The 23,208-nt window shown below is 40.1% G+C and carries 24 protein-coding genes, 1 pseudogene and 1 riboswitch; of the genes and pseudogenes, 17 read left to right on the forward strand and 8 right to left on the reverse strand.

Annotated features, from left to right (window positions below; all coding sequences use genetic code 11):
* Positions 1–187: 187 nt before the first annotated feature.
* Positions 188–1,231 carry a Delta(10) desaturase DesB gene (locus tag MUO14_RS21430; protein ID WP_244752536.1) on the reverse strand — a complete coding sequence of 348 codons (1,044 nt, stop codon included), beginning with the start codon at positions 1,229–1,231 and terminating at the stop codon, positions 188–190.
* Positions 1,232–1,587: 356 nt separating this feature from the next.
* Here MUO14_RS21430 and MUO14_RS21435 point away from each other — a divergent pair, with 356 nt between their 5' ends.
* The 4 genes from MUO14_RS21435 (at position 1,588) to MUO14_RS21450 (ending at position 6,173) form a co-directional block, all read left to right on the forward strand.
* Positions 1,588–2,583: an ABC transporter substrate-binding protein gene (locus MUO14_RS21435; protein ID WP_244752537.1), complete on the forward strand. Its 996-nt coding sequence runs from the start codon at positions 1,588–1,590 to the stop codon at positions 2,581–2,583.
* A 133-nt stretch (positions 2,584–2,716) separates the two neighbouring features.
* A complete protein-coding gene (locus MUO14_RS21440) occupies positions 2,717–4,744 on the forward strand; it encodes an iron ABC transporter permease (RefSeq protein ID WP_244752538.1) in 2,028 nt (675 codons plus the stop codon).
* A 50-nt stretch (positions 4,745–4,794) separates the two neighbouring features.
* Positions 4,795–5,754 (forward strand): diaminopimelate epimerase, encoded by a 960-nt coding sequence (dapF, locus tag MUO14_RS21445; protein ID WP_244752539.1) that lies wholly within the window; start codon positions 4,795–4,797, stop codon positions 5,752–5,754.
* Between the two features lie 20 nt (positions 5,755–5,774).
* Positions 5,775–6,173 carry a secondary thiamine-phosphate synthase enzyme YjbQ gene (locus MUO14_RS21450; protein WP_244752540.1) on the forward strand — a complete coding sequence of 133 codons (399 nt, stop codon included), beginning with the start codon at positions 5,775–5,777 and terminating at the stop codon, positions 6,171–6,173.
* A 67-nt stretch (positions 6,174–6,240) separates the two neighbouring features.
* Here the strand turns inward: MUO14_RS21450 and MUO14_RS21455 are convergent, their stop codons facing one another.
* Positions 6,241–7,479, reverse strand: coding sequence for a YeeE/YedE family protein (locus MUO14_RS21455; protein ID WP_244752541.1), 1,239 nt, complete (start codon positions 7,477–7,479; stop codon positions 6,241–6,243).
* Positions 7,480–7,703: 224 nt separating this feature from the next.
* Between MUO14_RS21455 and MUO14_RS21460 the strand changes: the two genes are divergently transcribed.
* On the forward strand, positions 7,704–7,943 hold the full coding sequence (locus MUO14_RS21460; RefSeq protein ID WP_244752542.1) for a hypothetical protein: 240 nt from the start codon (positions 7,704–7,706) through the stop codon (positions 7,941–7,943).
* An 88-nt stretch (positions 7,944–8,031) separates the two neighbouring features.
* Here the strand turns inward: MUO14_RS21460 and MUO14_RS24905 are convergent, their stop codons facing one another.
* Together MUO14_RS24905 and MUO14_RS21470 are read right to left on the reverse strand one after the other, a co-directional pair.
* On the reverse strand, positions 8,032–8,529 hold the full coding sequence (locus MUO14_RS24905; RefSeq protein ID WP_396265749.1) for a 3D domain-containing protein: 498 nt from the start codon (positions 8,527–8,529) through the stop codon (positions 8,032–8,034).
* Positions 8,530–9,149: 620 nt separating this feature from the next.
* Positions 9,150–9,665 (reverse strand): hypothetical protein, encoded by a 516-nt coding sequence (locus MUO14_RS21470; protein ID WP_244752543.1) that lies wholly within the window; start codon positions 9,663–9,665, stop codon positions 9,150–9,152.
* Positions 9,666–10,087: 422 nt separating this feature from the next.
* Between MUO14_RS21470 and MUO14_RS24910 the strand changes: the two are divergent.
* The 4 genes and pseudogenes from MUO14_RS24910 to zupT all read left to right on the forward strand — a co-directional run.
* Positions 10,088–10,153, forward strand: a pseudogene (locus MUO14_RS24910) (zinc-ribbon domain-containing protein); the annotation flags it as partial.
* Between the two features lie 150 nt (positions 10,154–10,303).
* Positions 10,304–11,272 (forward strand): FxLYD domain-containing protein, encoded by a 969-nt coding sequence (locus tag MUO14_RS21475; RefSeq protein WP_244752544.1) that lies wholly within the window; start codon positions 10,304–10,306, stop codon positions 11,270–11,272.
* An 11-nt stretch (positions 11,273–11,283) separates the two neighbouring features.
* On the forward strand, positions 11,284–12,420 hold the full coding sequence (locus MUO14_RS21480; protein ID WP_244752545.1) for a S1C family serine protease: 1,137 nt from the start codon (positions 11,284–11,286) through the stop codon (positions 12,418–12,420).
* Positions 12,421–12,617: 197 nt separating this feature from the next.
* Complete coding sequence (gene zupT / locus MUO14_RS21485; RefSeq protein ID WP_244752546.1) at positions 12,618–13,424, forward strand: zinc transporter ZupT; 807 nt, start codon at positions 12,618–12,620, stop codon at positions 13,422–13,424.
* Between the two features lie 485 nt (positions 13,425–13,909).
* Here zupT and MUO14_RS21490 read toward each other — a convergent pair whose 3' ends face one another.
* From MUO14_RS21490 to MUO14_RS21500, 3 genes are all read right to left on the reverse strand, one after another.
* Positions 13,910–14,431: a hypothetical protein gene (locus MUO14_RS21490; RefSeq protein WP_244752547.1), complete on the reverse strand. Its 522-nt coding sequence runs from the start codon at positions 14,429–14,431 to the stop codon at positions 13,910–13,912.
* Positions 14,432–14,591: 160 nt separating this feature from the next.
* On the reverse strand, positions 14,592–15,176 hold the full coding sequence (locus MUO14_RS21495) for a YgjP-like metallopeptidase domain-containing protein (protein WP_244752548.1): 585 nt from the start codon (positions 15,174–15,176) through the stop codon (positions 14,592–14,594).
* A gap of 115 nt (positions 15,177–15,291) precedes the next feature.
* On the reverse strand, positions 15,292–15,405 hold the full coding sequence (locus MUO14_RS21500) for a YjcZ family sporulation protein (protein ID WP_244752549.1): 114 nt from the start codon (positions 15,403–15,405) through the stop codon (positions 15,292–15,294).
* A gap of 224 nt (positions 15,406–15,629) precedes the next feature.
* On the opposite strand from MUO14_RS21500, the gene MUO14_RS21505 reads away from it, so the two are divergent.
* Together MUO14_RS21505 and MUO14_RS21510 are read left to right on the forward strand one after the other, a co-directional pair.
* Positions 15,630–16,469 (forward strand): SDR family oxidoreductase, encoded by an 840-nt coding sequence (locus tag MUO14_RS21505; RefSeq protein ID WP_244752550.1) that lies wholly within the window; start codon positions 15,630–15,632, stop codon positions 16,467–16,469.
* Between the two features lie 53 nt (positions 16,470–16,522).
* On the forward strand, positions 16,523–17,257 hold the full coding sequence (locus MUO14_RS21510; RefSeq protein ID WP_244752551.1) for an alpha/beta hydrolase: 735 nt from the start codon (positions 16,523–16,525) through the stop codon (positions 17,255–17,257).
* 105 nt (positions 17,258–17,362) lie between these two features.
* On the opposite strand, the gene rpsN is transcribed toward MUO14_RS21510, so the two are convergent.
* Positions 17,363–17,632, reverse strand: coding sequence for a 30S ribosomal protein S14 (gene rpsN, locus MUO14_RS21515; RefSeq protein WP_244752552.1), 270 nt, complete (start codon positions 17,630–17,632; stop codon positions 17,363–17,365).
* 169 nt (positions 17,633–17,801) lie between these two features.
* Positions 17,802–17,903, forward strand: a riboswitch (TPP riboswitch).
* 79 nt (positions 17,904–17,982) lie between these two features.
* Here rpsN and thiT point away from each other — a divergent pair.
* The 6 genes from thiT to fdhD all read left to right on the forward strand — a co-directional run bounded on the left by thiT (position 17,983) and on the right by fdhD (position 23,206).
* Positions 17,983–18,558, forward strand: a complete 576-nt coding sequence (gene thiT, locus MUO14_RS21520; protein WP_244752553.1) for an energy-coupled thiamine transporter ThiT — start codon at positions 17,983–17,985, stop codon at positions 18,556–18,558.
* Positions 18,559–18,677: 119 nt separating this feature from the next.
* Positions 18,678–19,553 carry a DUF1028 domain-containing protein gene (locus MUO14_RS21525; RefSeq protein ID WP_244752554.1) on the forward strand — a complete coding sequence of 292 codons (876 nt, stop codon included), beginning with the start codon at positions 18,678–18,680 and terminating at the stop codon, positions 19,551–19,553.
* 16 nt (positions 19,554–19,569) lie between these two features.
* The gene (locus MUO14_RS21530; RefSeq protein ID WP_244752555.1) at positions 19,570–20,331 is read left to right on the forward strand and encodes a sporulation protein; all 762 of its coding nucleotides are present in this window, start codon (positions 19,570–19,572) and stop codon (positions 20,329–20,331) included.
* A gap of 104 nt (positions 20,332–20,435) precedes the next feature.
* Entirely contained in the window at positions 20,436–21,023 is a 588-nt protein-coding gene (locus MUO14_RS21535; protein WP_244752556.1) for a DUF2087 domain-containing protein, read from the forward strand.
* A gap of 63 nt (positions 21,024–21,086) precedes the next feature.
* A complete protein-coding gene (locus MUO14_RS21540; protein ID WP_244752557.1) occupies positions 21,087–22,277 on the forward strand; it encodes an MFS transporter in 1,191 nt (396 codons plus the stop codon).
* Positions 22,278–22,417: 140 nt separating this feature from the next.
* Positions 22,418–23,206 (forward strand): formate dehydrogenase accessory sulfurtransferase FdhD, encoded by a 789-nt coding sequence (gene fdhD, locus MUO14_RS21545; RefSeq protein ID WP_244752558.1) that lies wholly within the window; start codon positions 22,418–22,420, stop codon positions 23,204–23,206.
* The last annotated feature ends 2 nt before the right edge of the window (positions 23,207–23,208 follow it).

Consider the following 23,208-nt stretch of genomic DNA (forward strand, 5'->3'; position numbering starts at 1 on the left):
TATCTCGAAAGATCACTGCCCTTACCTAATAAAAATGATTTCAAATTTCCTACTTGACTAGATTTGGGGAGGTACTTCCTTATTTAGATTTCGAATCCCCCGGGGCACAAGGGACTTAAATTATGAAATTCATTCAGTTAAATAAAAAACTGCCTCAACAAGGTTGAGACAGTGACGTATTATTTATCTATTTTTTAGGTTTAATCTGCTCAGGGTTTAATCCGTTACCAAGTGATCCGTATAGGTTTCCTTGTGATGGATCAATGAGTTCCCTGTTGTCAAAATAAGGCCTAGGTGTTTTCCAGAGAGCAACAAGTGCTTTCCCCATTGCCATTTCGTGATAACGGTCAGGCCACAACCGCTTAATATGATGTTTAACTAATGGATAATGTTTCGAACTCATACCAGGAAACAGGTGGTGTTCCGTATGGTAGGAAAAATTAAAGTGGATATAATCCACCCATTTTGGGACAGTTACACTTAAACTGTTGGCTAACGGGTCATTTACGGGTACGAGAGGATTTAAACGGTGATTCGTCGAGATATACCCCATAACAATTAAATTAGCAATGAGTAGTGGGATAAAAAAGGCGAATAACCACTTTTCCCAGCCAATTAGTAAGAGCAGGCCGATCCAGCTAGCCCATGGCAGAATCATTTGCAGCCAAACTTCAGGCTGTTTCTTTGGCTTGAAATCTTTAATGTAAGCGAAAAACATTTTAAGTGAGTGTGCTGTGAACTGGATTGCAAGGGAAGCAAATGCGAAAAATGCTCGGATAAATAGCGGTAATTTATAGATCCAGCGAATCATCTTGGATCTGCTCAGACGTTCTAATGTCGGCCACGAGTCTGGGTCATTTTCTTCGTGTTGTGTGTGGATGTGGTGGTTCAAATTATGCCACTTTCTCCAAAGCTTAGGCCCAGTACTAAGCGGCCAAAATGCGATGGCACCTAGAAGGTCGCGTATCCAAGCCTTTTTAACAACAGTACCATGTAAGATTTCATGTCCCAGAAATCCCATTCCAGCAAAGCTTGCACCTAAAATGAGGGAAATAGGCAAGTAGAAGAGTGGATGCCAGTGAAATAAACTAATAGACAATACTCCAGCAATGACAATAGCTAAATAGGCTAACCCGCCCCATAATCGTTTAGGAACAGGTTTGAAAACGCCTTTAGGCATATATTTTGCTACTCGTTTGGCATACCAGCCATATGAATGTAAGTCCTCCATAGAATTCTCCTTTGCACGAAACCGGGAGCAAGTAACATATACCAGCATCCGTAGTTACTTAAGAGTAGCAAGTAGAGAGGCTGTCTGTCAATAAATATAACACCAGGTACTAATATTAAGTCTTACTTTTGATAAACTAATTGGGGATTAACTCGTCATTGACACAAGTGTGAGGCTTAGGTATTATAAATATTAGTGATAATGATAATCTTTATCATTTGTGTTAGGTGATTTATGAAAAAGGTTTACCGTGAATTGGCAGTAAGACTGGATGACAGTTGATACATAAGCTTTCTTAATGCGTTCATGATAAATCCGATCACAAATACGAGAAAATAGAGAAAGGATGGAGAGAGATGAAAAAATACTTGGTGGCATTTTTACTATTCATACTTACGGTGTTAACAGCTTGCAGTGGGGGAGATGAGAGCCCCGGCAAAGAAGAAAATACTGAATCTAAATCAAATGAAGATACTCGTTCTGTGCAGATTGAAGATGCTATGGGAGAGCAAACTATTGAAGGAACACCTAAGAAAGTGGTAGTTTTAGAGTGGACTTATGCAGAAGACCTTCAAGCCTTAGGTATGGAACCTGTTGGGGTTGCCGGTCTTGATCAATATGGGGACTGGGTGGATGTGGGGATTCCTTTCAGCGATAAAGTGAAAAATGTAGGGACTCGTGCTGAACCAAACCTTGAAGCTATTGCAAGGCTGGATCCAGATTTAATAATCGGCGCGAAATTCCGTCATGAACAGATCGCCGATCAGTTAAAGGATATTGCGCCGACAGTCATGTTTGCCCCATATTCAGAGGAGAGTGCTCAAAACCAATATCAAAGTATGATCGATGAATTTAATAAAGTAGCAAAAATTGTAGATAAAGAAGCAAAAGCCGAAGAAGTATTAAGTAACATGAAACAAACATTTGAAGACCAACAAGCTCGTCTTGAAGAGGCAGGTTATACAGATATTAATTATGTTATTACACAGGCATTTACTTCTCAAAACACACCGACATTGAGGCTTTTCACAGATAATTCCATGGTCGCACATGTTATGAAGAACATGGGGATGACCAATGCTTTTGAGTCAGATAAACTTGAGATCTATGGATACACTCAAACGACGGTGGAAACATTACAGAATTACCAAGATGCCCATTTCTTTTATATCGTTCAAGAGGAAGACAACATCTTTAGTGAGCAGCTTGCTGGGAATCCGGTATGGGAGGACTTGGCATTTGTGAAAGAGAATCGAACATACCAGCTTCCAGGCAGTACATGGACATTCGGTGGTCCACTATCAGCGCAAGTTTTAGCAGAACAAATCGTAACATCAATGGTAGAGAAATAGAGGTTGGCTCATTAGATCTATTTGTTATGTAAGTGAAACCCCGTCTTGACCTCTTAGGGCTCATGTACGGGTTTTTGCTTATGCGGTCGCCTCTAACCACCTTGATCCGCTTTTAATAGAGAGTAGTGATTTTATGAATCGTTTTATGAAGCATACATTAATGGGAGCTCTTACTTTTGGGGGTGGGGCTGCATTATTATGTGTTTTAACCTTTATACATATTAATCAAGGAAATGTATCCATTCCGTTTGGGATGGTTATGGAGGCTGTGTTTAGCCCTAAGGATACATTAGAACATCATACCGTTCGGATACTGCGGCTGCCACGTGCCGTTATGGGGATCCTTGCAGGAGGGGCACTTGCGGTCTCTGGTGTCGTCCTGCAAACCGTAACGAAGAATCCGCTCTCCTCAGCAAGTACACTTGGCATACATTCAGGTACATATTTTGCTGTTATTGTGACAACCATTTTTTTTCCGTTTGCTATGTTTGCTAACGGTATTGCTGCAGCTTTTCTTGGCGGTGTCCTTACATTCTTACTTGTTTACTTATTATCTGGTGCAGGGAATGCAACCCCTGTACGCATGGTATTGGCGGGAATGATTGTAACTTTCCTATTTTCTTCATTAACATCAGTCTTGCAAATTTTCTATGAAAATGAAGTGCAGGGATTATTCCTATGGGGGTCTGGAACACTCGTTCAAAATGATTGGAATGGTGTTCAATTTTCCTTACCGTTTATCTTACTATCTGTCCTCCTTTTACTTGTTTATGCCGGTAAACTTGATACCTTAACACTCGGAGATGATGTGGCTACCGCGTTAGGTCAAAACGTTCGTACAGTAAAATTAATCACGACTCTAGCTGCTGTATTGCTAACGTCTGTGACGGTGAGTATCGTCGGTCCAATTGGATTTGTAGGTCTTGTAGCTCCGCATATTATTAAATTGATAGGATATCGCTCACATATTCCATTAATCATTGGTTCATTTATATGGGGTGGAAATGTCCTGCTGTTGGCTGACGTAATGGCTAGGGTGATCGACCCTTCCTTTGCAGAATTACCGGTAGGTGCGATTACAGCACTCGTAGGTTCTCCGTGGTTAATCTGGCTTGTTCTACGTATGAAAAATGATAAAAACACAGAGGAAAACGGAACAATTTTGGCAGGTAAAGCTGCAACCAATCTATCCTTAGCAAAATTAATACCTGTATTAAGTATAGTTATTCTAATAACTATATTTGTTAGTATGTCTTCAGGTAATTATGGATTCGAACCGTTACTGACGATAAATGCTTTGTTTGGAGATGCCAACGAGTTTATTCGTAATTTTATCCTGGAATTGAGATTGCCGCGGTCCATGGTAGCCTTATTTAGTGGGGCTATTCTAGCTGTAAGCGGTTTGATTTTCCAGGGTGTACTGAGAAATCCTTTGGCTGATCCGTCGGTAATTGGGATTACCTCAGGTGCGGGAGTAGGTGCACTGACAACGATGTATGTGTTTAGTGTTTCTGCTGTCTGGATTCCTGTCGGTGCAATGGCCGGGGCCTTTGTGTTCTTCCTCCTTGTTATGGGGCTTGGAGCGAAAGCCAATTTCCATCCTACTACATTAGCTTTATTAGGGATTGGGATCTCGGCATTTGGATCTGCGATTATACAAATTTTAGTCGTTCAAGCTGATATGGGAGTAGCTTCGGCGTTAACGTGGTTATCTGGCACCACATATGCTAGAGGATGGCCGGAACTGTTGCAATTTCTTATTTGGCCTGTAATCTTGTTCATTCCAATTCTAGCTTTTCATATTAAAACGTTAGACGTTCTTTCCTTGGGAGACGAAACGGCTAAGGGGTTAGGTCTTGGTGTTTCGTCTGTGCGCTTCCAAATGGCCTTACTCGCTACGTTATTAGCTGCTTGTAGTGTAGCGGCGGTAGGATCAATCGGCTTTGTCGGATTAATTGCTCCCCACTTTGCCAGGTTGCTAGTCGGCAGTGCCAACCAAAAACTGCTGCCTGTAACGATGCTTATCGGCGGTCTTCTACTTGTTATAGCTGATTTATTTAGCCGAACGTTGCTCGCACCGAATGAAATTCCATCAGGGATCTTAGTTGCATTAATTGGTGCTCCATATTTCTTATGGCTAATGAAGCGCCGTTCGATATAAGAAGCCATTAGATATGCTATTATGGAGAAAAGATTAAAGGGAGTCTAGATATGATTGAATTTATAAAATGTCACGGGTCAGGAAATGACTTTATTTTGATTGATGAACGTACGCATTCCTATGCATTTTCTGAACAAGAACGGTATGACCTCTCAATTTTATTGTGTAACCGGATTGACGGAATTGGTTCTGACGGGATCCTGTTTGTCATGGACAGCAGTAAAGCTGAGGCACGAATGAGAATGTTTAATTCTGACGGCACAGAAGCTGAAATGTGTGGAAATGGGTTACGTTGTGTCGCACGTTATATTATAGAGGAAACGGGCAAGCAAGCGGTTGAGGTAGAGACGGATAAGGCCGTACTTGCAGTCAGTCAAGTCGAACCAATTTTTTCGGGAATTGATACCTTTGCTGTAGCAATTGAGCCTGTTTCCTTTGCGGTAGAATCATTACCGATGAAATTTAAGGCAAGTGAAGCGGTTAATGTAAAAATCCCCGAACTTTCGGAAGCCTATACATTTACAGCCTTGAGCGTACCGAATCCACATATTGTCTCTATTGTAGAGGACTATGAGGAAGAAGAATTAGCTGCTATCGGAGAAAAAGCGAACAACCTCCCTGATGTTTTTCCAAATGGAATAAATGTCAGTTTTATAAAAAGAGTAAATCAAAATAAAATCTTTGTTCAGACATTTGAACGTGGGGTCGGGCTAACCAATGCCTGTGGAACAGCCATGTCTGCTTCAGCCCTCGTGTCAACACTGATTGGTTCAAATCAATTAAATGCCCCGATCGTCGTCATCAATAAGGGCGGGTTGGTGAACTGTGTCGTCACAAAAGAAAATGGATGTTATTCCATCTCACTTCAAGGGAATGCTACGAATGTGTATCGTGCAACAATTAAAGTAGACTTAAAGGAATTGTCCTGGGGAAAAGTTGATTCTGAAACATTTCACGATGAAGTTGATACGTACAAGAAGCTTGAGGATTATGCAAAATCACAAATTTAATCTTAGTGAGGTGAACTCGTATGATCAAAACGTTTCCGGTAAAGACCGAACATCATGATCAAATGATTGATATCACACAAGACATAACTAATTGGATAGAAGAAGAAGGGATTAAAGCAGGGGCTGTGATTGTTTCCTCCATGCATACAACAGCAGGCATTACCATAAATGAAAATGCTGACCCTGATGTAAAAACAGACATGCTCCGGAGATGGAGTGAAGTTTTTCCATGGGAGGATCGAAAAGACAGGCATATGGAAGGCAATACAGCTGCTCATATGAAGACAAGTTATATTGGACATGCTCAAACAATCATTATTGAGAATGGTAAGTTGGTATTGGGAACGTGGCAGGGCATATACTTTTGCGAGTTTGATGGTCCAAGATCCAGGAAAGTAACCGCAAAGGTATTGAAATAAGAAAAAAAAAGCGTTAGGAACTCGAAACACGAGGGTCCTAACGCTTTTTTAAAGGTGAAAAGCCATACTAACAAATCGAATCTTTCGGGCTTGGGTTACTAAGTCCGAATAGTGGTCGGATAAATAACGCTAAAAATGTTCCGGCAAGCGCCATGATCATCCATACCCATCCGTGCAGACTAAATGAAGCGATTCCGCCAAAATAAGCACCGATGTTACATCCAAACGCTAGCCGCGCACCATACCCCATGAGTACACCGCCTAGAATAGAAGCCGTCGCAATTCCAGGTTTAATTTTTTTCGGTTTAAAATTCCCTTGAAAGCTTGCTGCGATAAAGGCTCCGAGAATAATACCGAAGTTCATGACGCTGGTGGAATCGGCCAATACGGTCTGATTTAATGCTTGCGTATTCCCTTGCCAATATCCCCAGCTCGCTACATCCACGCCAAAGGTCTGAAGAAACTTAGATCCCCAAAGGGCAAAAGCGGAAGTAATTCCCCACGGATTGCCTCGAACAGAAAGGGTGATCGCATTAAGGACAGCTAATACAACGGCTGCAATTAGCAGCGGCCAGGCACCCCGCCAAAGTTTTTTCCAACCAGATGTCGTTTTAAGCGGAGCCATCTGCGGCGGATTCTTTTTACGCGCGATTTTTACAGTAATGGCATAAATACCTAGGAAGATCGCAATCTGTAACACCCAGCCTCCGAAATAACCGAGACCTGTCGATTCTGCAAGAGAAATAGCTGGGAGGGCAGGGAGATCTCGCCAAAACACGATATGGTAAGCTCCTAAAACCGAACCGCCTATAAATCCTAGTAATGTCAAGACCATAGAAGATTGTCCTCCACCGACTGTATAGAGTGTACCTGAAGCACAGCCGGATCCCATTTGCATTCCTACTCCAAACATGAAGGCACCGGCGATGACACTTATTCCTACAGGTGAAACGTAACCAGTTGGTGTGACTCCTGTGAAACTGAATCCGGTTGCTAGAATAATAGCAAAAAGTGTTGTAGCAACAGCCAGCATGACCATATGTGCCTGAAGTCCCTGCACATTTCCTACTGAGAGCAGACGTCTAAACGCCGAAGTGAAGCCAAATCGCGCATACAGAAGAGAAAGGCCAAAAGCGATCCCAATAATAAATAAGATCCCTTGGGTAACCGTGGTGACGGAAACGATGGTTATAAATAAAAGAATTGCTGCTGCAATCCCTAATAAGACTAATGGTTTTTGAACGGGATTCAATGGAGCAATCATCGTTGTAGCTCGTTTATCCCATTGCTTTAGTTGGGTGGCCATTATTAACCTCCTTATTCCTACTTGTTTACTTTGTGTTAGAACGTAACATATCATAAAGTAAATCCTTTAAATTGTAAAATGATTGATTCACTAACCTAATCCTTTCCAGTAGACAGAAAGATGGTAATGACGAAAAAAATGAAGAATAATTTTTTTATTTTAAGGTTAAATTAAATCGAGAGCGGGTATTGAATAGGTAAGATACATAAAGGATGGTGACTTAGTTGGCAACAAGTAAAAAATCATGGCACGTTATTTTCTTATTAAATAGTGAAAGAATAGTAGCACATGATCTTGATTTAAGTGAGGAAATGACAGAGAGAGAAGCTTCAGAGTTTATAGTCAAACAGCTAGATAAGGGCGATTGGTGGTTTTTAGAAGATGGTGTTGCGATTCACACGAATGGTGTGCAAAGCTTCTATCTGGATAAAGCTGCCAGAAAAACGCGTTTCTCCCGCGAATAGCGGGATATCAGTTGTTGTATAGTTTGGCAGGCGCTAGAGTTAAAATAAAAGGGTCAGCTCTACTTTTAATGAGCTGGCCCCTTTTTGATCAAGGTTCCAATATTTCTACTTCGATGTTTTGGCGTCCAAACTTTATAGCTTGACTATGCTGATCCATAAAGATATCAATACGTTTGCCTTCAATAGCTCCACCAATATCACCTGCAACGGCTACCCCATAACCAGGAACCCTTACTTTAGAACCTAATGGAATAACATTTGGGTCGACTGCGATGACTTTTTTCTTTGGATTTGCATGAAGGTTAATTCCTGTATAGGTTGTCCCGCTACAGCCTTCACAATTAGCTGTATAGGCAGTCGCTTCCACATTTACTACTCGTATAACTTCTTTATCCTCATCTGTTTCGCTAAAGCGTTCGTGGCCAAGCGGCTTTTTATTTAGGTCTAGTGACTTTGTTTGGGCTTTTTTAATAACTTGTTGTTCAATAGCAACTTCACCTGCATAGATATGTGGCGAGGTTCCAGCATAAGGGAAACTTACTATATAAATAAATAGAAATGATAACGACACAATCAAGGATTTCAAGACTTTTTACTCCTTTCCCTAACAATTACCTAAGCATTTTAACAACATGATTAGGGTTTAACAAATAAAAAGTCCTGCAACCTTTTAACCTTCTATTACAAAAATACCATATATTTCTGCTCCATAAATACTATGTCGGTCTTTTGTTGGGTGATAATTATAATAGATGGGAATCGACTTGATGACCTCATATTATACACGAAGAAAAAGGTACGGTAGTGAAGGAGGCACTTATCACTATCTCATAGTGGACTTAATGATCCTAAGCTGGGGGGGAACGGCGTTCGCCAACGGAAAGCGAGTCGATCCCCAACCGCCTTTCTCTTTTTATAACGGAACCATCCTCAACAATCGGAAGTCTTTGTTAAGAAAAATATCACTGTGATAAGAAATCACTTGTTTCCATTTTCGCAATTACCGGCGTACATTTTCACACGTACATCCTTAACCTTTATTCCATATAACGGCTTTTTAATTCAATAACCTGCAATAATGGATTCATTAAACTAATATGATAGAATTCTGTATAAATACGCTCGGCTATACAACAATGGAGTGGGGCATCTTCTTTTTACTGTACACAGATTTTTCCAGTGGTCTCGACAATTTCGAGCTTTTTTTCATGCAATCTCCATGCTGTTAACTTCAATTGAGTTCAATGAATGCTTGTTATACCGGCTATTTTCATCACCAAAATCTACATAGGCAGATAGGGATAAATGATGAGGATTGTTGATAGGTAACTCGATGAGAATATGGTCAATAATTAGTCTACGATTTCTTGATAAAAGTGTATTTTCCTGGAAGGATTTTAAGATGATCTGATTTTCTTGACCCTTGTCCTTTATCCAAGAACCATGATCAGATCGAATGGTAGTTTTGATGTCACCTTCTAAGCAGCCTTTGAAAACTGCATTGTTTGACGAATGGACATGGAATTTTATAATAGGAGCTTCCAAGTCTTTCTGTGTGAAGTTATCTAAAATAAATTTGCTGTTTACTTTAAGTTTTCCTCGTTTGTGGTCGGTTAACAGGTTATGAGTGAAGTATCCAAGCACGAGACTGGGACGGTTTAATATTTTATCCAGGTGTTGAATACGCCTGTTCATTTTATTTGTAAATGGTTCTTCGTTCATAATCTTCCTCCTCATGAATTAACTTGACCTAGTTATAACTATATGAATAATAGAGAGAAATATCTCTTGAAAACTCAAATAGACCGCGCATCTACATGCAACGGTCTATTTGTATTAGGCGGTTTTATTTATTTGTCCCTCAGTCGTTTCTTGCCGCAGCAAGAAGTACGTTTCTTTGGTCCTTGTTTTGTTGGACGAGATTGATTAGGGCGTCCTCTCATCATAACACTCCTTTCAAAGAAGGTGCTTGGGTAGAAGGGAATATCATATTCTATGCAATCTAATGGAACGTGGCAGTGTGTTTTATCTAATTTGTTAATAAACAGCATCAAATATATGCTGGAAAAGCTCAATTACTAGGTCAGTTTTTGGAAAAATCATGATATAATATGGAGTGAATGAAATAGAAGGAGGACGGGCCCATCAAATATTGTGAAGAATGCGGAAGTGAAAATAGTCCGGGCTCGCGTTTTTGCTCCCAATGTGGTGAAAAAATAGATAAACAGACATATGACCAAGCAGAGCATGTAAGCTCTTTAGATTCAATTGAACATTCTCAAAGCACCAAAAGAGGGTGGGCAATCTTTTTACCTATTTTTACATTGATTCTTGCCTTAGGGATTATAGGTTTTACATATATGTACGAAAAGAACATAAACGAGACTACCGCATCAATAAAAAAGGAGGCAGAACAAGCCGCATTAAAAGGTGAATACGAAAAAGCCGAATCCATGTTATCTAAGGCCGCAAAAAAGCGTCCAGAGTTTGAAGCCCTTCAACGCGATTTGACGAGTGTTCGTTCTGTATTAGTGATGAATAATGATCTCAATAAAGTTGTGGAGTATGTTAAAGACAATCGTCTCGAAGAAGCACAAACGAGTTTATCAGCCATACAAAAACAAATTTCTAATGAACAAAATCGTCTTTCGGCCACACTCATTCCAAAAGCTGAGAACTTAGCAACAAAGATCACGATAGGCGAGATCAATAATCAAATTAAGCAGCTGACCAATATTGAAGAATTGGCGGAAAAGTTGAGTGCATTATCTGGTTTGGACTTAAAAGAGGCAGCTAAAGCACGTAATAAAATTAACGAAAAAATTGTAGCCATTTCTACAAAAAAAGCAGAAGCGTCAATGAAGGAAAAACAGTTTAATGAAGCCATCGCAACAGTAGATGAAGGACTGCAGTATGTCGTAAACAATGAAAAGCTCATCCAGTTAAAAAAGCGAGTCAAACAAGAACAGCAGGCATTTGAGCAACAGCAACAAGAACGGATTAAACATGCTATGGAGAAAGCTGCAGAAGAAGATCTTAAGAACCAAAAACATGCAGTAAAAGTACTTGAGATTAAGGCTACAAAAGATGAATTTGGTGATGTGAAAATAACTGGTGAAGTTGGTAGTGAGGCTACAAAAATCGTAAGTTCAGTTGAAGTGACGTTTGAAATAAAAGATAAAGAAGATGAAGTGTTGAAGAAAGGCAAGGCTCAAATATATCCGATGTATTTAAGTCCAGGGGATAAAGGGAAGTTTGAAAAGAACTATTACGAGCTTGAAGGTGACGTTACAGTGGAAGTTACCGATATCGAGTGGTATGTAGAATAGGAGGACGGCGTGTGAACCGAACATGGATCATAAGCCTAATTTTGACATTCACATTTGTTTGTATTGGAGTTACAGGAACTCTATATATAATAAATAATGTTCCAAAACAGCTTGAAGCAAGTTCTCTACTAGATCAAGCTGTTTCAGAAGAAGAAAGCCAAACGGTATCTAAGAGTACACAAGATATTATTTATCAATCACAAAAACTAGTTGTTCAGATTGAATTGAAAAATGGTTCACTAGGTTCCGGCTTTCTTTATAATAACAAGGGTGATGTCATAACTAACGCCCATGTAGTTGCTAATGCGGAGGATGTGACCATTATAACAGCGGACTCCAAGGAAATGTCAGGAGAAGTCATCGGAATTAGCAGAAGTACGGACGTAGCTGTTGTACGAGTTCCCGGACTTAAAGGAAAGGAGCCCCTCTCAATCCATGAAAAAGATGACGTCCAGCTTTTAACTGAAGTACTTGCGTTGGGAAGTCCACTCGGTCTTCAGAATACAGTAACTACTGGCGAAATTAGTGGATTAGATCGTAATTTTGAATTACCCCCGTTCACTTATGAAAATGTCTACCAAATATCTGCGCCGATCTCACCAGGCAATAGTGGCGGCCCGTTACTGAATGGAAAAACGGGGGAAGTGATCGGGATAAATTCAGCGAAACTAGGTCAGGAAACCATCGGCTTTAGTATTCCTATATTGGATATTCTTCCAATGGTTAAGCAATGGTCCAAATCTCCCATGAAAGAGCTTCCCGAATTTCAAGAATTAAAAACAAACTCAGGAGATAAACCACCCGTTCACACAACAGACGCTGATCAAGCGACGTATATTGTTCAATACTTTTACGATAGTATTAATCAAGGGGACTTCGTAACGGCGTACTCCTTGTTAGGAAGTGGTTGGCAAGGCAGTACTTCTTATGAAGAATTTCGTAAGGGGTATAATCAGAAACTATCTGTCTCCATTGATAATATTGTTGCAGATCCGGTCGAAGGCAAAGATGTACAGGTAACTGCTTTTGTCACCACAGAAGAAACGAAAAATGGTGAAGTTGTTATGAAGAAATATAAATATAATTTCGTGGTTGGTTATGAGAATGATCAAATGAAACTGATCTCCGAGAGTGTAGAACAATTATAGGATATAGCTTGGAATGGCTTTTTTTATAAAAGGGTCATTTTTTTTGTGAAAATAAATGGTCATCATCTAAGGAAAAATTTAAATTTTTGTAGCGAAATTTTATTGAATGCATAAAATGTAACTATACCTAAAAAAGTTGCATCAAGGAAAGAAATGAATTACACTATGATTAGATAAGCTAGGAGGAGAGAGGTTTCATGGAAAATCTATTACTCGCTTTTGGGCTGACATTAATGGCAGGATTAGCTACGGGAATAGGCAGTGTGTTAGCCTTTTTCACATCAACGACAAACACAAGATTCCTGTCGATTGCTTTAGGTTTCTCAGCAGGGGTCATGATCTATGTGTCCATGGTTGAGATTTTCTTTAAAGCAAAGGAAACACTTGTTGGTGCTATGGGTGTACAGATGGGAAACTGGATAACAGTGGCTAGTTTTTTCGGGGGGATGCTCGTAATTGCAATTATTGATAAAGCTATTCCGAAACAAGGGAACCCTCATGAACCAAAAAATGTAGAAGACATGTCTATGCCACAGGCAGAGGTGAAGAATAGCCAACTGTTAAAAATGGGGACGTTTACAGCCCTAGCTATTGCTATTCACAACTTTCCAGAAGGAATCGCAACTTTTACCTCGGCCTTGCAGGACCCGTCCCTAGGGATAGCCATTGCCATTGCGATAGCTATTCACAACATTCCAGAAGGGATCGCTGTATCTGTGCCGATTTATTTCGCGACAGGTGACCGCAAGAAAGCCTTTAAACTATCGTTTCTGTCAGGCTTGTCTGAGCCAGTCGGAGCTTTAGCTGCATACTTACTACTCATGCCATTCCTTAGTGATACATTGTTCGGTGTTTTATTTGCTGGAGTTGCTGGTATTATGGTCTTTATTTCATTAGATGAATTACTGCCAGCTTCACGGCAATATGGGGAAGCCCATTTATCCATCTATGGTGTAGTAGCGGGAATGGCAGTTATGGCAGTTAGTTTGTTATTATTTATTTGAATCAATTTCATAATTGCGCTTTTAAAAAATAAGTGTTCGTGATGCCGCAATGGAAATATACTCGCTTTCCGCGGCCACGCGCGTAGAGAGGTCGTTCGATGGTGGCCCATGCCACGTGCGTAGTGGGGTAGTTCGGCGAAACAGGACGTTCGGTTTTAGCCGAACTTCCTCTTATGTCCCTAAGCCTCCTCAGCTCATTCCTCGCCTGCGGGTCTCGCCTATTTCCACCGCTGAGATGGAGTCATTGGCCTATTGTTACGCCATACTCTTATAAGAGAGTCTAAAGAAATTTAGTCAGCTTGTTGTTCATTTAATTGTGCATGGATACGGTCTGTACCGATGACGAACGTTGTTTAGCCGAAAGAATTCCATTGAGAAGGGACCTCCTCTTTGGGGAAGTCCCTTCTTTTATTTCAATAAAGTCCTTCCTTAATTGTTACTCACCTGAAATGGCTATACTCGTGAAATTTAACACCTTTCCCCATTTATTCAAATAATTCACCGCCATTGTGATAGAGGACCCTTGTAATTTTACCGTCTTCATTCACATTTACTCTCCCAGTGATTTCAGCAGACTTGCCTGCATTCCCTTCCTTTTTGTACCCTATATTAACTGAGAAATCGTAAGCGGTCTCGCTACTTGCATTTTGTTCAATATTCATATCTTTAACTTTCATTCGATAGCCGTTCCTGTACGCCGTTCCGTGAAACGTTGATGCTTTATTCGTATTAATGAATTTGGTGTAATACTGTTCTGTAAAATAGGATTTGAGGTTTTCTTCATAATACATCCTGAAGTCCTTTGATGCGGATTTTATTATTTCCATACTGGCACTTTCAAGTTCCTTGTAAATTGCAGCTAATTCTCCATTAGGTCCCGTAAATACCTCTTCTAAAACGACTTCTATGTGGGCAATGTTCTCATCTTTGGATGCAGAAGAAGAACAGCCAGCTATTAAGAACAAAATTCCGGACAGAATGATAAATGTAAGTACTTGATTTCTCATTGAAGAATACCCCCATTTAGTTTGAATTCTTGTTTTCTTTTCTACGAATGCAAGTCAATTAGGGTTCAAAAGCTTGCCAAATAAAAAAATAAATAGAGGTATTCATGATTCCAATCCTAAATAAAAAAAACTGTGCGGAGTTTTACATTCCGCACAGCTTTTAATATTCTCTTTCTTCAATCAAATCATCAATGATCATCGTAATTTTCTGTTTTGAACGTTTGATTAAGCGCCAATTTAAATAAATGGTTTGATCCTTTTTGTAACCTAAACGTAGAGAGTCCTGTTCAGGTAGAATGGTCCAATTATGAATGCTCTTAAACTTCTCGTAGGCCTTCTCCTTGAACCACTGATTACGAAGTCGGTCAAATTCACTTTGTTTCTCTTCCTCCGTTGTTCCCTTAAGGTAAGTGAAATGGAATTTGCCTTTGTTAAACGAGAAGCTTGATTCATTTGCTTCCGCCATAATCATCCTATACGCTCTACCTAAATATGTAATGCGTGGGCTTTCCTGAGTGTTCAATGCCATCCCCCGATATAAGTCTTCATGGATTTTCTGCCACTTTTCGTTCACCCATTGAATTTTCTTATGTAAAAAATCCTCTACCTTGCTTTGTGGTTTGGACTTTGGAGCTGTAACATGTACGCCATTCAAATCATCTAAATAAATTTTAATGAAGTGGATATCAGGTAATGTTGTTAAATTGTATGTAATCGCATGGTGCTCGTCTTTGATGGTGGGCATAATGATCCCCTTTCAATGTATCCTTTTATTTATTCTAATGGAGAAAATAAAACACGTCAAAAGCCAACTATAGATAAAGAGACCCTCTTAAATAGAAGGTCTCACATGTTAGACATTATTTACAAATTGATGCACCGATAATAATTAGTAAAATAAACAGCACGACAATGAGGGCGAATTCATTTCCGCTGCGACGTCTTCCACAACCGTATCCACCGTAGTAACCCATTATGTCACCCCTTTTATTTTCATACTATAATGTATGAAGATGCTAATCCTTAGTAAAGGCGAATGACTATTCGGCTGAAAATTTTACAATAAAAACCGTCAAATTCTTAACCTATATGGTTGTTACAATGCTAGAAAATCACCGTCTATGGTCTTTAAAAAGCAGGAGATAGGCAGATTTGATGGAATATGGTAGTAGGTTAGAATTATTGGAGGGGGATAAAAGTGATGCAACGAACAATTATCATTACGGGTGCCTCAAGTGGGTTTGGCTATCATACGGCTCTGAAATGTGCAGAGAAAGGTTTTCACGTCATTGCAACCATGAGAAATATGAGTAAAGCTGAAGTGTTTAAAACAGACAGGATCTCTTCTGTTATCCGAGAACGGATTGAAGTTTGGCCGCTTGACGTCACTGATGACATTTCTATAGAAGATTTTAAGCAAAAATTAAAGCAATTGAATCGTGTGGATGTATTAGTCAACAATGCTGGCTTTGCTATAGGAGGATTTTTAGAACAAGTACCGATCGAAGCTTACAGACGACAATTTGAGACAAACGTAATCGGGGTAATTAGCGCCACTCAAGCCGTACTTCCTATGATGCGTAAACAAGGACATGGTAAAATCATAAATGTCAGTAGTATTAGTGGGAGAATTGGCTTCCCAGGTTTGTCGGCCTATGTATCTTCAAAACATGCTCTGGAAGGATTGACGGAAAGTTTACGTTTTGAAGTGAAGCCGTTTGGGATTGATGTGGTTTTGATTGAACCAGGTTCTTATCAAACGAACATTTGGACAAGCGGAATGGAGCTTCCAAAGGCTGTGCATGATCCTGATTCACCGTATGCCTATTATATAAGAGGGCTATGGAAAGCATTAAACAGTGAATCGCATGGAGCTCCAGCAAAGGTTGCAGATTTAATGACGAGAATTGCCAGCAAATCTCAAGTTAGAAAACTCCGTTATCCCATTGGACCTGGTGTCAGACTGAATTTATTTTTAAAAAAAGCAGTCCCATGGCCTTTTCTTGAAAGAACGGTGTTGAAGAAACTGCTTAAGTAAAGGTTTTTACAGACTAAGATAGGGTAATGTGTAGAAATGGGGAGAGATGTGTAATGATGAATGGTGCTGAGCCTATTTTTATTGAAGGAAACGAAGTAGGCATTCTTGTAAGCCACGGATTTACTGGAACAACTCAAAGTATGAAACCTCTCATCGACGCGTACTCAGAAACGGGCTATACAGTTGCTTGCCCGAGACTGGAAGGGCATGGAACGACACCTGAGGATATGGAGGATTCAAACAAGGATGATTGGATTCAATCGGTCGAAACTGCTTATCAATGGCTTGAGGAACGGTGTTCTATCCTATTCGTTGTAGGATTATCTATGGGTGGAACCCTAGCGTTATACCTTGCAGAACGATACAAACAGATTAGTGGGGTTATATCCATAAACGGAGCGGTTGATATTCCTGCAATGGAAAATGTGATGGAATCAGCGGAAGAGCGTTTTGTTGCAGCGATTGGTTCGGACATTAAAAAGGAAAACGTGGAGGAACTTGCTTATGATAGGACACCTGTCAATGCGATTCGCTCTCTAATGGCATTGATGAAAGAGGTTCATGAAGGTCTCGCGAATATTCATTGCCCGGCGTTATTTTTTGTTTCTGATGAAGACCATGTTGTTCCACCGGATAATTCCGAAACGATCTTTGACTCAGTCTTCTCTGAGCACAAAGAACTTGTCCGTTTAGAAAATAGTCACCATGTTGCTACGTTAGATAACGATCAAGATTTGATTATCGAGCGAAGTCTTGAGTTTTTTCAAACGTATGCTAAAACCTTATAAGTCTTTCTTTAAAGAAGCATATGTAAATAAACCTTAGAACTCCTATGAGCTCCTAAGGTTTTTCTGTGTGCTTTTCCTACTGTGTTACCCCTGGAAGTTTTCTAATTACCAGCTGGACTTTTTAACTCCAGGAAGCTGGCCTTTATGAGCGAGTTCGCGAAATTTAATTCTTGAAAGCCCAAACTTTCTCATATAGCCGTGAGGTCTTCCGGTTGATTCACAGCGATTATGAAGTCGTGTAGGTGAAGCATCTCTTGGCAATTTCCTAAGTGCTTGATAGTTGCCTTCTGCTTTTAATTGCTTTCGTACATCTTTATATTTTTCAAACGTTGCTTGACGTTTACGTTCTTTTTCGATCATTGCTTGTTTAGCCATTGCAGTTCTCCTTTTCTTAAATAGTAATGATTACTATTTAATTGTATTAGGTCAAACCCCCTTTGTCAAATCACCTAAGGTGGCAGGTTTGTCATCCTTACCAGCTTTGCATTGAATGCAAGAAGTTATTGATTTATAATAGATTCATAGCAAGAAAAGCAAACGTATATAAGCCTTCAAGGGGAGCTTTAGGCTGAGAGTGAACAATCTTTGTTCAGACCCTTCGAACCTGTCAGTTAGTACTGGCGTAGGGATGGTGGCTTTTTTGATGGCGATGCACGGGATTCCTCCATCAGGAAGCTTCCCTTTGGCATCGCTTTTTTTGTATGCGAAAAAGGAGGTTGTGGGTTATGCAAAATAAACGTGTATTGTTCATGGTAGAAGTGGCTATTTTTTCAGCATTAGCGATCTTACTCGATATTATCCCGTTTCTATCATTTAAGCTCTGGGCTCAAGGAGGATCGGTTTCTTTTGCGATGGTTCCCGTATTTATTATGGCATTTCGATGGGGACTTCGAGGTGGATTATTGACAGGACTTCTGCTAGGATTTTATCAAATTTTAGTGGGGGGTGCCATTCTTATAAGTATAGCGCAAACCTTTCTTGATTATTTTGTAGCATTTGGAGTTATAGGTCTTGCCGGGATCTTTGCCAAGCCAGTGCGGGAGGCAGCTCGCGAGCGACATATGAAACGACTTGCCGCCTGGGTGATCGCAGGATCGTTTGTTGGAAGTCTGTTTCGGTTTTTCGGCCATTTTACCGCAGGAATAGTTTTCTATGATGAGTTCGCACCTGAAGGACAGCCGGTTTGGTTATATTCACTGCTTTATAATGGTGGTTATATGCTGCCTACGTTTATTTTAAGCGCGGTCATATTATGCTTGCTGTTTTCACAGCGTCCGACTTTATTGATAAGTCGTTCATAACAATGAGGACCTATTTTCGAAAAGTTTAATCTCACGAAAATAGGTTCTTATTTTGTGAAATAGAAAGGTTGATTGTAGGAAAAAGTCGAATGATGTATATTGGGAAGGGGTAGAGAAAAATGAAACGTTCTAATGTAATCGCAACTTATTCGATTGTCGGATTTGATCCACAAACTGGAGAACTGGGAGTTGCTGTTCAATCAAAGTTCCTTGGCGTAGGGGCAGTGGTGCCCTGGGCGAAAGCGGGTGTCGGTGCAATTGCCACACAAGCATTTGCTAATCCTGCTTACGGTCCTGATGGTTTGCAATTGTTAAGTGAAGGTTTAAGTGCCCAGGAAGCCGTGGATAAACTGATTGAAAATGACTCTGAAGCTGCAGATCGCCAAGTTGGAATGGTCGATGCTGAGGGAAGAGCAGCTACATTCACTGGTGAGCACTGCTATGACTGGGCTGGAGGGGTAACAGGGAAACACTATACAGCACAAGGAAACATTTTAGTAAATAAACAAACAGTGACAGAAATGGGACGTGTTTTTGAATCAAGTGACGGGTCATTAGCGGACCGCTTGTTAGCAGGGCTTCAGGCAGCTGAACAAGCAGGTGGAGACAGCAGGGGAAGACAATCTGCAGCGATTTATGTGGTAAAAGAAAAAGGAGGCTACGGCGGCCTTAGTGATGTCTTTGTCGATTTACGAGTGGATGATCATCCTGAACCAATTGATGAGTTATTGCGGATTTATAAGCTTCAACAGCTATATTTCGGGGAATCTAAGCAGGATAATATCAAACGATTAGAAGGGGAGCTTGAGGAGAACGTTGTTTATCATTTGTACAGAACAGGGTTCTTAGCAAGCAAAAAGCCAGATTCCAACGATTTTCACAAAGCCCTTACGACATTTTTACACAGAGAAAACTTTGAAGGTCGTGAACAGACAAAGGGCTGGTTGGATTTAGAAGTGTATCATTTTCTGGAACGAATGGACTCAGAAAAGTAAAAAGGGGGATGATCATATGTTTAAAAAACTAATGGCACGTGCAGGCATTGGCGCAGCCAAGGTGGATACACAGCTTGAGAAGTTGGAGCTCCAACCTGGCGAAACTGTAGCAGGCAAGGTAGTTGTTCAAGGTGGGGAAGTCGAACAGGAGATTGAGCAAATCACCATCTTTCTTATGACTGAAGCACTGAGAGAAGTCGATGATAAGAAAATTAAAGAAACGGTAAAGCTGGAACAATATCGTATATCTGGTGAGCTTGTCATTGCAGCGAAGGAAACGAAGGAAATTCCTTTTTCTATCGATGTTCCAATACACACACCAGCTACACTAAATAAGCTTCCTCTATGGTTTGAAACAGGACTTGATATCCCCATGGCCCTTGATGCTGAGGATCGAGATTATATTAAAGTATCCGTCCATCCACACATTGAAACTGTTCTTCAAGCGGTGGAAAGAGAGCTTGGTTTTCACCTGAAGAAAGTTGAGATGGAGCATTCAAGAAGGCACGGTTATATCCAGGAGTTTGAATTTCTCCCTGGTGGTGAATTTAGAGGATATTTAGATGAGTTGGAACTGATCTTCTTTTTGGATTCTCATGGTTTGCGTGTATTCTTACAAGTCGATCGAAAAGCAAGGGGATTGGGCGGCTTGTTTGCAGAAGCTTTGGAAATGGATGAATCAAATATCCAATTATATTTTTCAAAAGAAGATTTACAGTCAGGGTCGGAAACGATTGCGAGAGAGCTAGGGAAAACAATAAGAGAACAAGTAAAATAGGGGAAAAGCTGCCAGAGTTTTTGATTCTGGCAGCTTTTTTGACTTTTCTTTTAAATTAGATTAATATCTAATTAGATGAATGACGAATAAGGAGGAGAGTTATTATGCAATTAAATAAAATGGTCGCCTTCCATAAAGCAGTAGGGGATCCAACTAGATTAAGAATTGTATCACTTTTACTTACGGGCCCCATGCATGGTCAGTTGATTGCTGAGAAACTTGGTCTGAAACCTCCAACCATTACCCACCACTTAAAAAAGTTAAGAGACACAGGGATGGTTTATTCGAAAAGAGATAAAAATACGGTTTACTTTTATCTGGATAAAAAGAAAGTTGAATTTATGGCTACGGCGATCTTGAGGATAGGAGATGATGAAGTGAGAAAAGAAGAACTGTATGTAAATGAAGCCGAGCAACGTAAGATTATCAACAGTTTTATCGCAAGGGATGGCAGATTGAAGCAAATGCCGAGCCAACTTAAGAAAAAGCTTGTGATTTTATCTTATTATGTACAGGAATTTCAACCTGGTAAAGTGTATGAGGAACAAGAGGTAAATGAATACATTCAACGGTTCTATGATGATTATGCAACAATGAGACGAGAATGGATTATGCAGCAATTTATGTATAGAGAAAATAATAGATATGAGTTGAATCCTACAGAGATGTGGCCAGTTGTTGTGAAAAGGTGAAGGAACTATCACCTTTTTTTTATAATCTAATTAGATAATCATCTAATTTCAGGGGGGGAGAATATGTCAGATCGTTTTCATAAGCATCCTTACAGCTATTTATTCTGTTCAGGGATTGTAAACGGGATAGGAGACCGATTTAGTCAAGTTGCTGTGCTGGCACTGTTATTGGAGCTAACAGATTCAGGTTTAGCAGTTGGGATCGTGATGGGGATGCGCGTCCTTCCTTATTTAGTATTATCCCCGATTGCCGGAAAGCTTGCAGATGTTTGGGATCGGCGGAAGATTATGATCGTAACAGATGTTGTAAGAGTTCCATTTGCCCTATCCTTTATATTCGTGCCATCAGTTGAAGATCTGTGGATTATCTACGTTAGCATGTTTGTACTTGCTTGTGGAGAAGCCATCTATCAACCTGTTAGAAAAAGTAGTATTGGAGTGATCGTTGACCAGCAACACTACACTAAAGTAAATGGATTAGAGCAGGTTGTGATAGGGATTGTGCTAGTGGCCGGTTCCGTAACAGGCGGTGTCGTAGCATTTTTTGTAGGGGAGGATGTGGCTTTTGTTCTTAATGCGTGTACATTCATTGCTGCTGCGCTTATTATAAAACATCTCGTGATAAAAAAAGTAGTGAACAAGGACCAACCTACAATAATTAAAAGGCCGCACCTTAACATAACGTTTGGTCCAATTGTTATGTTTATAGTAGTCATCCAAGCTGTGTCTGCTATGCTAGATGGCTTCTTCAATGTATTAATCAGCTATTATGGGGCGGAGACATTTTCAATGGCAGATTTAGGTGTTGGAATCCTGTATGGTGCTCTAGGGGTTGGGCTGGTGATCAGTTTTTTTGTTTCGAAAAAGGTTACCGGAAATTTACTTTTGGTAGGAATCATATCAGTTGGTCTTGAAGGGGTGTTGCAAATTATTGCCAGCCAGGCACCAACGCTATGGTACATAGCTATAACCTTTACAGGAATTTCATTGATTGGCGGAGTTGGTGCTGCTTGCTTTGATAGTATTGTGATGAGAATGACACCTAAATCTCAGCAAGGTGAAGTGTTTGGGGTGATTGGATCAATTTCGAACGTAGTGATAGGTATAGCGATGTTTAGTGCGGGTTGGTTTCTTGAGTTGTTCTCCCCTAGAATTATAGGCCTTGTAGGTGGTTCTGCAGCTATCTTTGTTATGTTTCTATTGATACTAGTTTTTATTTTTTCGTTTTCATCCAAAAATTTAACAGAACAATAGAAGAAGAAGTATATTATCCATTGACGCTGTAGGCTTGTGGTTCTGCAATGAGTTACAGGTCTTCTTCATTGATTTTTACAAGGATGTTTGATTATTTAATAAATAGGGAATAAATCAATAAATTGAAAAGAAGGGGTCTTATGAGGAAAGGTACAACAGAGAAGGACATGATTAAATATGATCATGGGCTGCTTATAGAAGAGTCCGATCAAGTTGCAGAAGAATATCCGCTGACAATTGTTTTAAATGATGAAGAATTTGCTACAATGGTCTGCACGCCAATGCATTTAGAAGAACTTGTTATAGGGTTCTTAGCATCAGAAGGAGCAATCAGAACAATAGCAGATGTTGATTCCATTTCAATTGATGAAGAACGAGGATTTGCTTACATAACGACAAATGTCACATTTGAAAAAGTGGATACGACGAGGCGGTGGATTGGTTCCTGCTGTGGTAAAAGCCGGGCATTCTATTTTCAAAATGATGCGAAGATCGCAAAGACGGTAATGGATGAAATGAAAATAGAGCCGGAGTTTTGTTTAACATTGATGGAAGCGTTTCAAAAGAAAGCAGATATGTTTAAAAAGACCGGTGGTGTCCATCAGGCTGCTATTGCATCTACTCAGGGTGTGGAGATTGTCTTCAATGACATAGGAAGACACAATGCCTTAGACAAGCTATACGGATATCTATTAAAGCAACATCTCTCGCGTAAACATAAGATTATTATTTTCAGCGGACGGATTTCTTCAGAAGTATTATTAAAGGTATCTAAAATGGGAATTGGTTTTCTCTTATCAAAGTCAGCCCCAACAGATCTTGCTTTGAAGCTTGCTGAGGATTTAAATATTACCGCAGTTGGTTTTGTAAGAGGGAAGAGGATGAATATTTACACACATGCTAAAAGGTTAGCTATTCATCAGGAATAGCG

It is taken from the genome of Halobacillus shinanisalinarum (assembly GCF_022919835.1).
Lineage (GTDB): Bacteria > Bacillota > Bacilli > Bacillales > Halobacillaceae > Halobacillus_A > Halobacillus_A shinanisalinarum.

What these genes read in the sequence shown, in the direction of transcription:
- MUO14_RS21510 (WP_244752551.1), top strand. Translation starts at nt 16,523, where the DNA reads ATGATGAATGGTGCTGAGCCTATTTTTATTGAAGGAAACGAAGTAGGC.
- MUO14_RS21535 (WP_244752556.1), top strand. Translation starts at nt 20,436, where the DNA reads ATGCAATTAAATAAAATGGTCGCCTTCCATAAAGCAGTAGGGGATCCA.
- rpsN (WP_244752552.1), bottom strand. Translation starts at nt 17,632, where the DNA reads ATGGCTAAACAAGCAATGATCGAAAAAGAACGTAAACGTCAAGCAACG.
- MUO14_RS21530 (WP_244752555.1), top strand. Translation starts at nt 19,570, where the DNA reads ATGTTTAAAAAACTAATGGCACGTGCAGGCATTGGCGCAGCCAAGGTG.
- MUO14_RS21455 (WP_244752541.1), bottom strand. Translation starts at nt 7,479, where the DNA reads ATGGCCACCCAACTAAAGCAATGGGATAAACGAGCTACAACGATGATT.
- thiT (WP_244752553.1), top strand. Translation starts at nt 17,983, where the DNA reads ATGCAAAATAAACGTGTATTGTTCATGGTAGAAGTGGCTATTTTTTCA.
- MUO14_RS21430 (WP_244752536.1), bottom strand. Translation starts at nt 1,231, where the DNA reads ATGGAGGACTTACATTCATATGGCTGGTATGCCAAACGAGTAGCAAAA.
- MUO14_RS21435 (WP_244752537.1), top strand. Translation starts at nt 1,588, where the DNA reads ATGAAAAAATACTTGGTGGCATTTTTACTATTCATACTTACGGTGTTA.
- MUO14_RS21470 (WP_244752543.1), bottom strand. Translation starts at nt 9,665, where the DNA reads ATGAACGAAGAACCATTTACAAATAAAATGAACAGGCGTATTCAACAC.
- MUO14_RS21450 (WP_244752540.1), top strand. Translation starts at nt 5,775, where the DNA reads ATGATCAAAACGTTTCCGGTAAAGACCGAACATCATGATCAAATGATT.
- MUO14_RS21500 (WP_244752549.1), bottom strand. Translation starts at nt 15,405, where the DNA reads ATGGGTTACTACGGTGGATACGGTTGTGGAAGACGTCGCAGCGGAAAT.
- MUO14_RS21540 (WP_244752557.1), top strand. Translation starts at nt 21,087, where the DNA reads ATGTCAGATCGTTTTCATAAGCATCCTTACAGCTATTTATTCTGTTCA.
- MUO14_RS21495 (WP_244752548.1), bottom strand. Translation starts at nt 15,176, where the DNA reads ATGCCCACCATCAAAGACGAGCACCATGCGATTACATACAATTTAACA.
- MUO14_RS21525 (WP_244752554.1), top strand. Translation starts at nt 18,678, where the DNA reads ATGAAACGTTCTAATGTAATCGCAACTTATTCGATTGTCGGATTTGAT.
- MUO14_RS21475 (WP_244752544.1), top strand. Translation starts at nt 10,304, where the DNA reads ATGTACGAAAAGAACATAAACGAGACTACCGCATCAATAAAAAAGGAG.
- MUO14_RS21440 (WP_244752538.1), top strand. Translation starts at nt 2,717, where the DNA reads ATGAATCGTTTTATGAAGCATACATTAATGGGAGCTCTTACTTTTGGG.
- fdhD (WP_244752558.1), top strand. Translation starts at nt 22,418, where the DNA reads ATGAGGAAAGGTACAACAGAGAAGGACATGATTAAATATGATCATGGG.
- zupT (WP_244752546.1), top strand. Translation starts at nt 12,618, where the DNA reads ATGGAAAATCTATTACTCGCTTTTGGGCTGACATTAATGGCAGGATTA.
- MUO14_RS21490 (WP_244752547.1), bottom strand. Translation starts at nt 14,431, where the DNA reads ATGAGAAATCAAGTACTTACATTTATCATTCTGTCCGGAATTTTGTTC.
- dapF (WP_244752539.1), top strand. Translation starts at nt 4,795, where the DNA reads ATGATTGAATTTATAAAATGTCACGGGTCAGGAAATGACTTTATTTTG.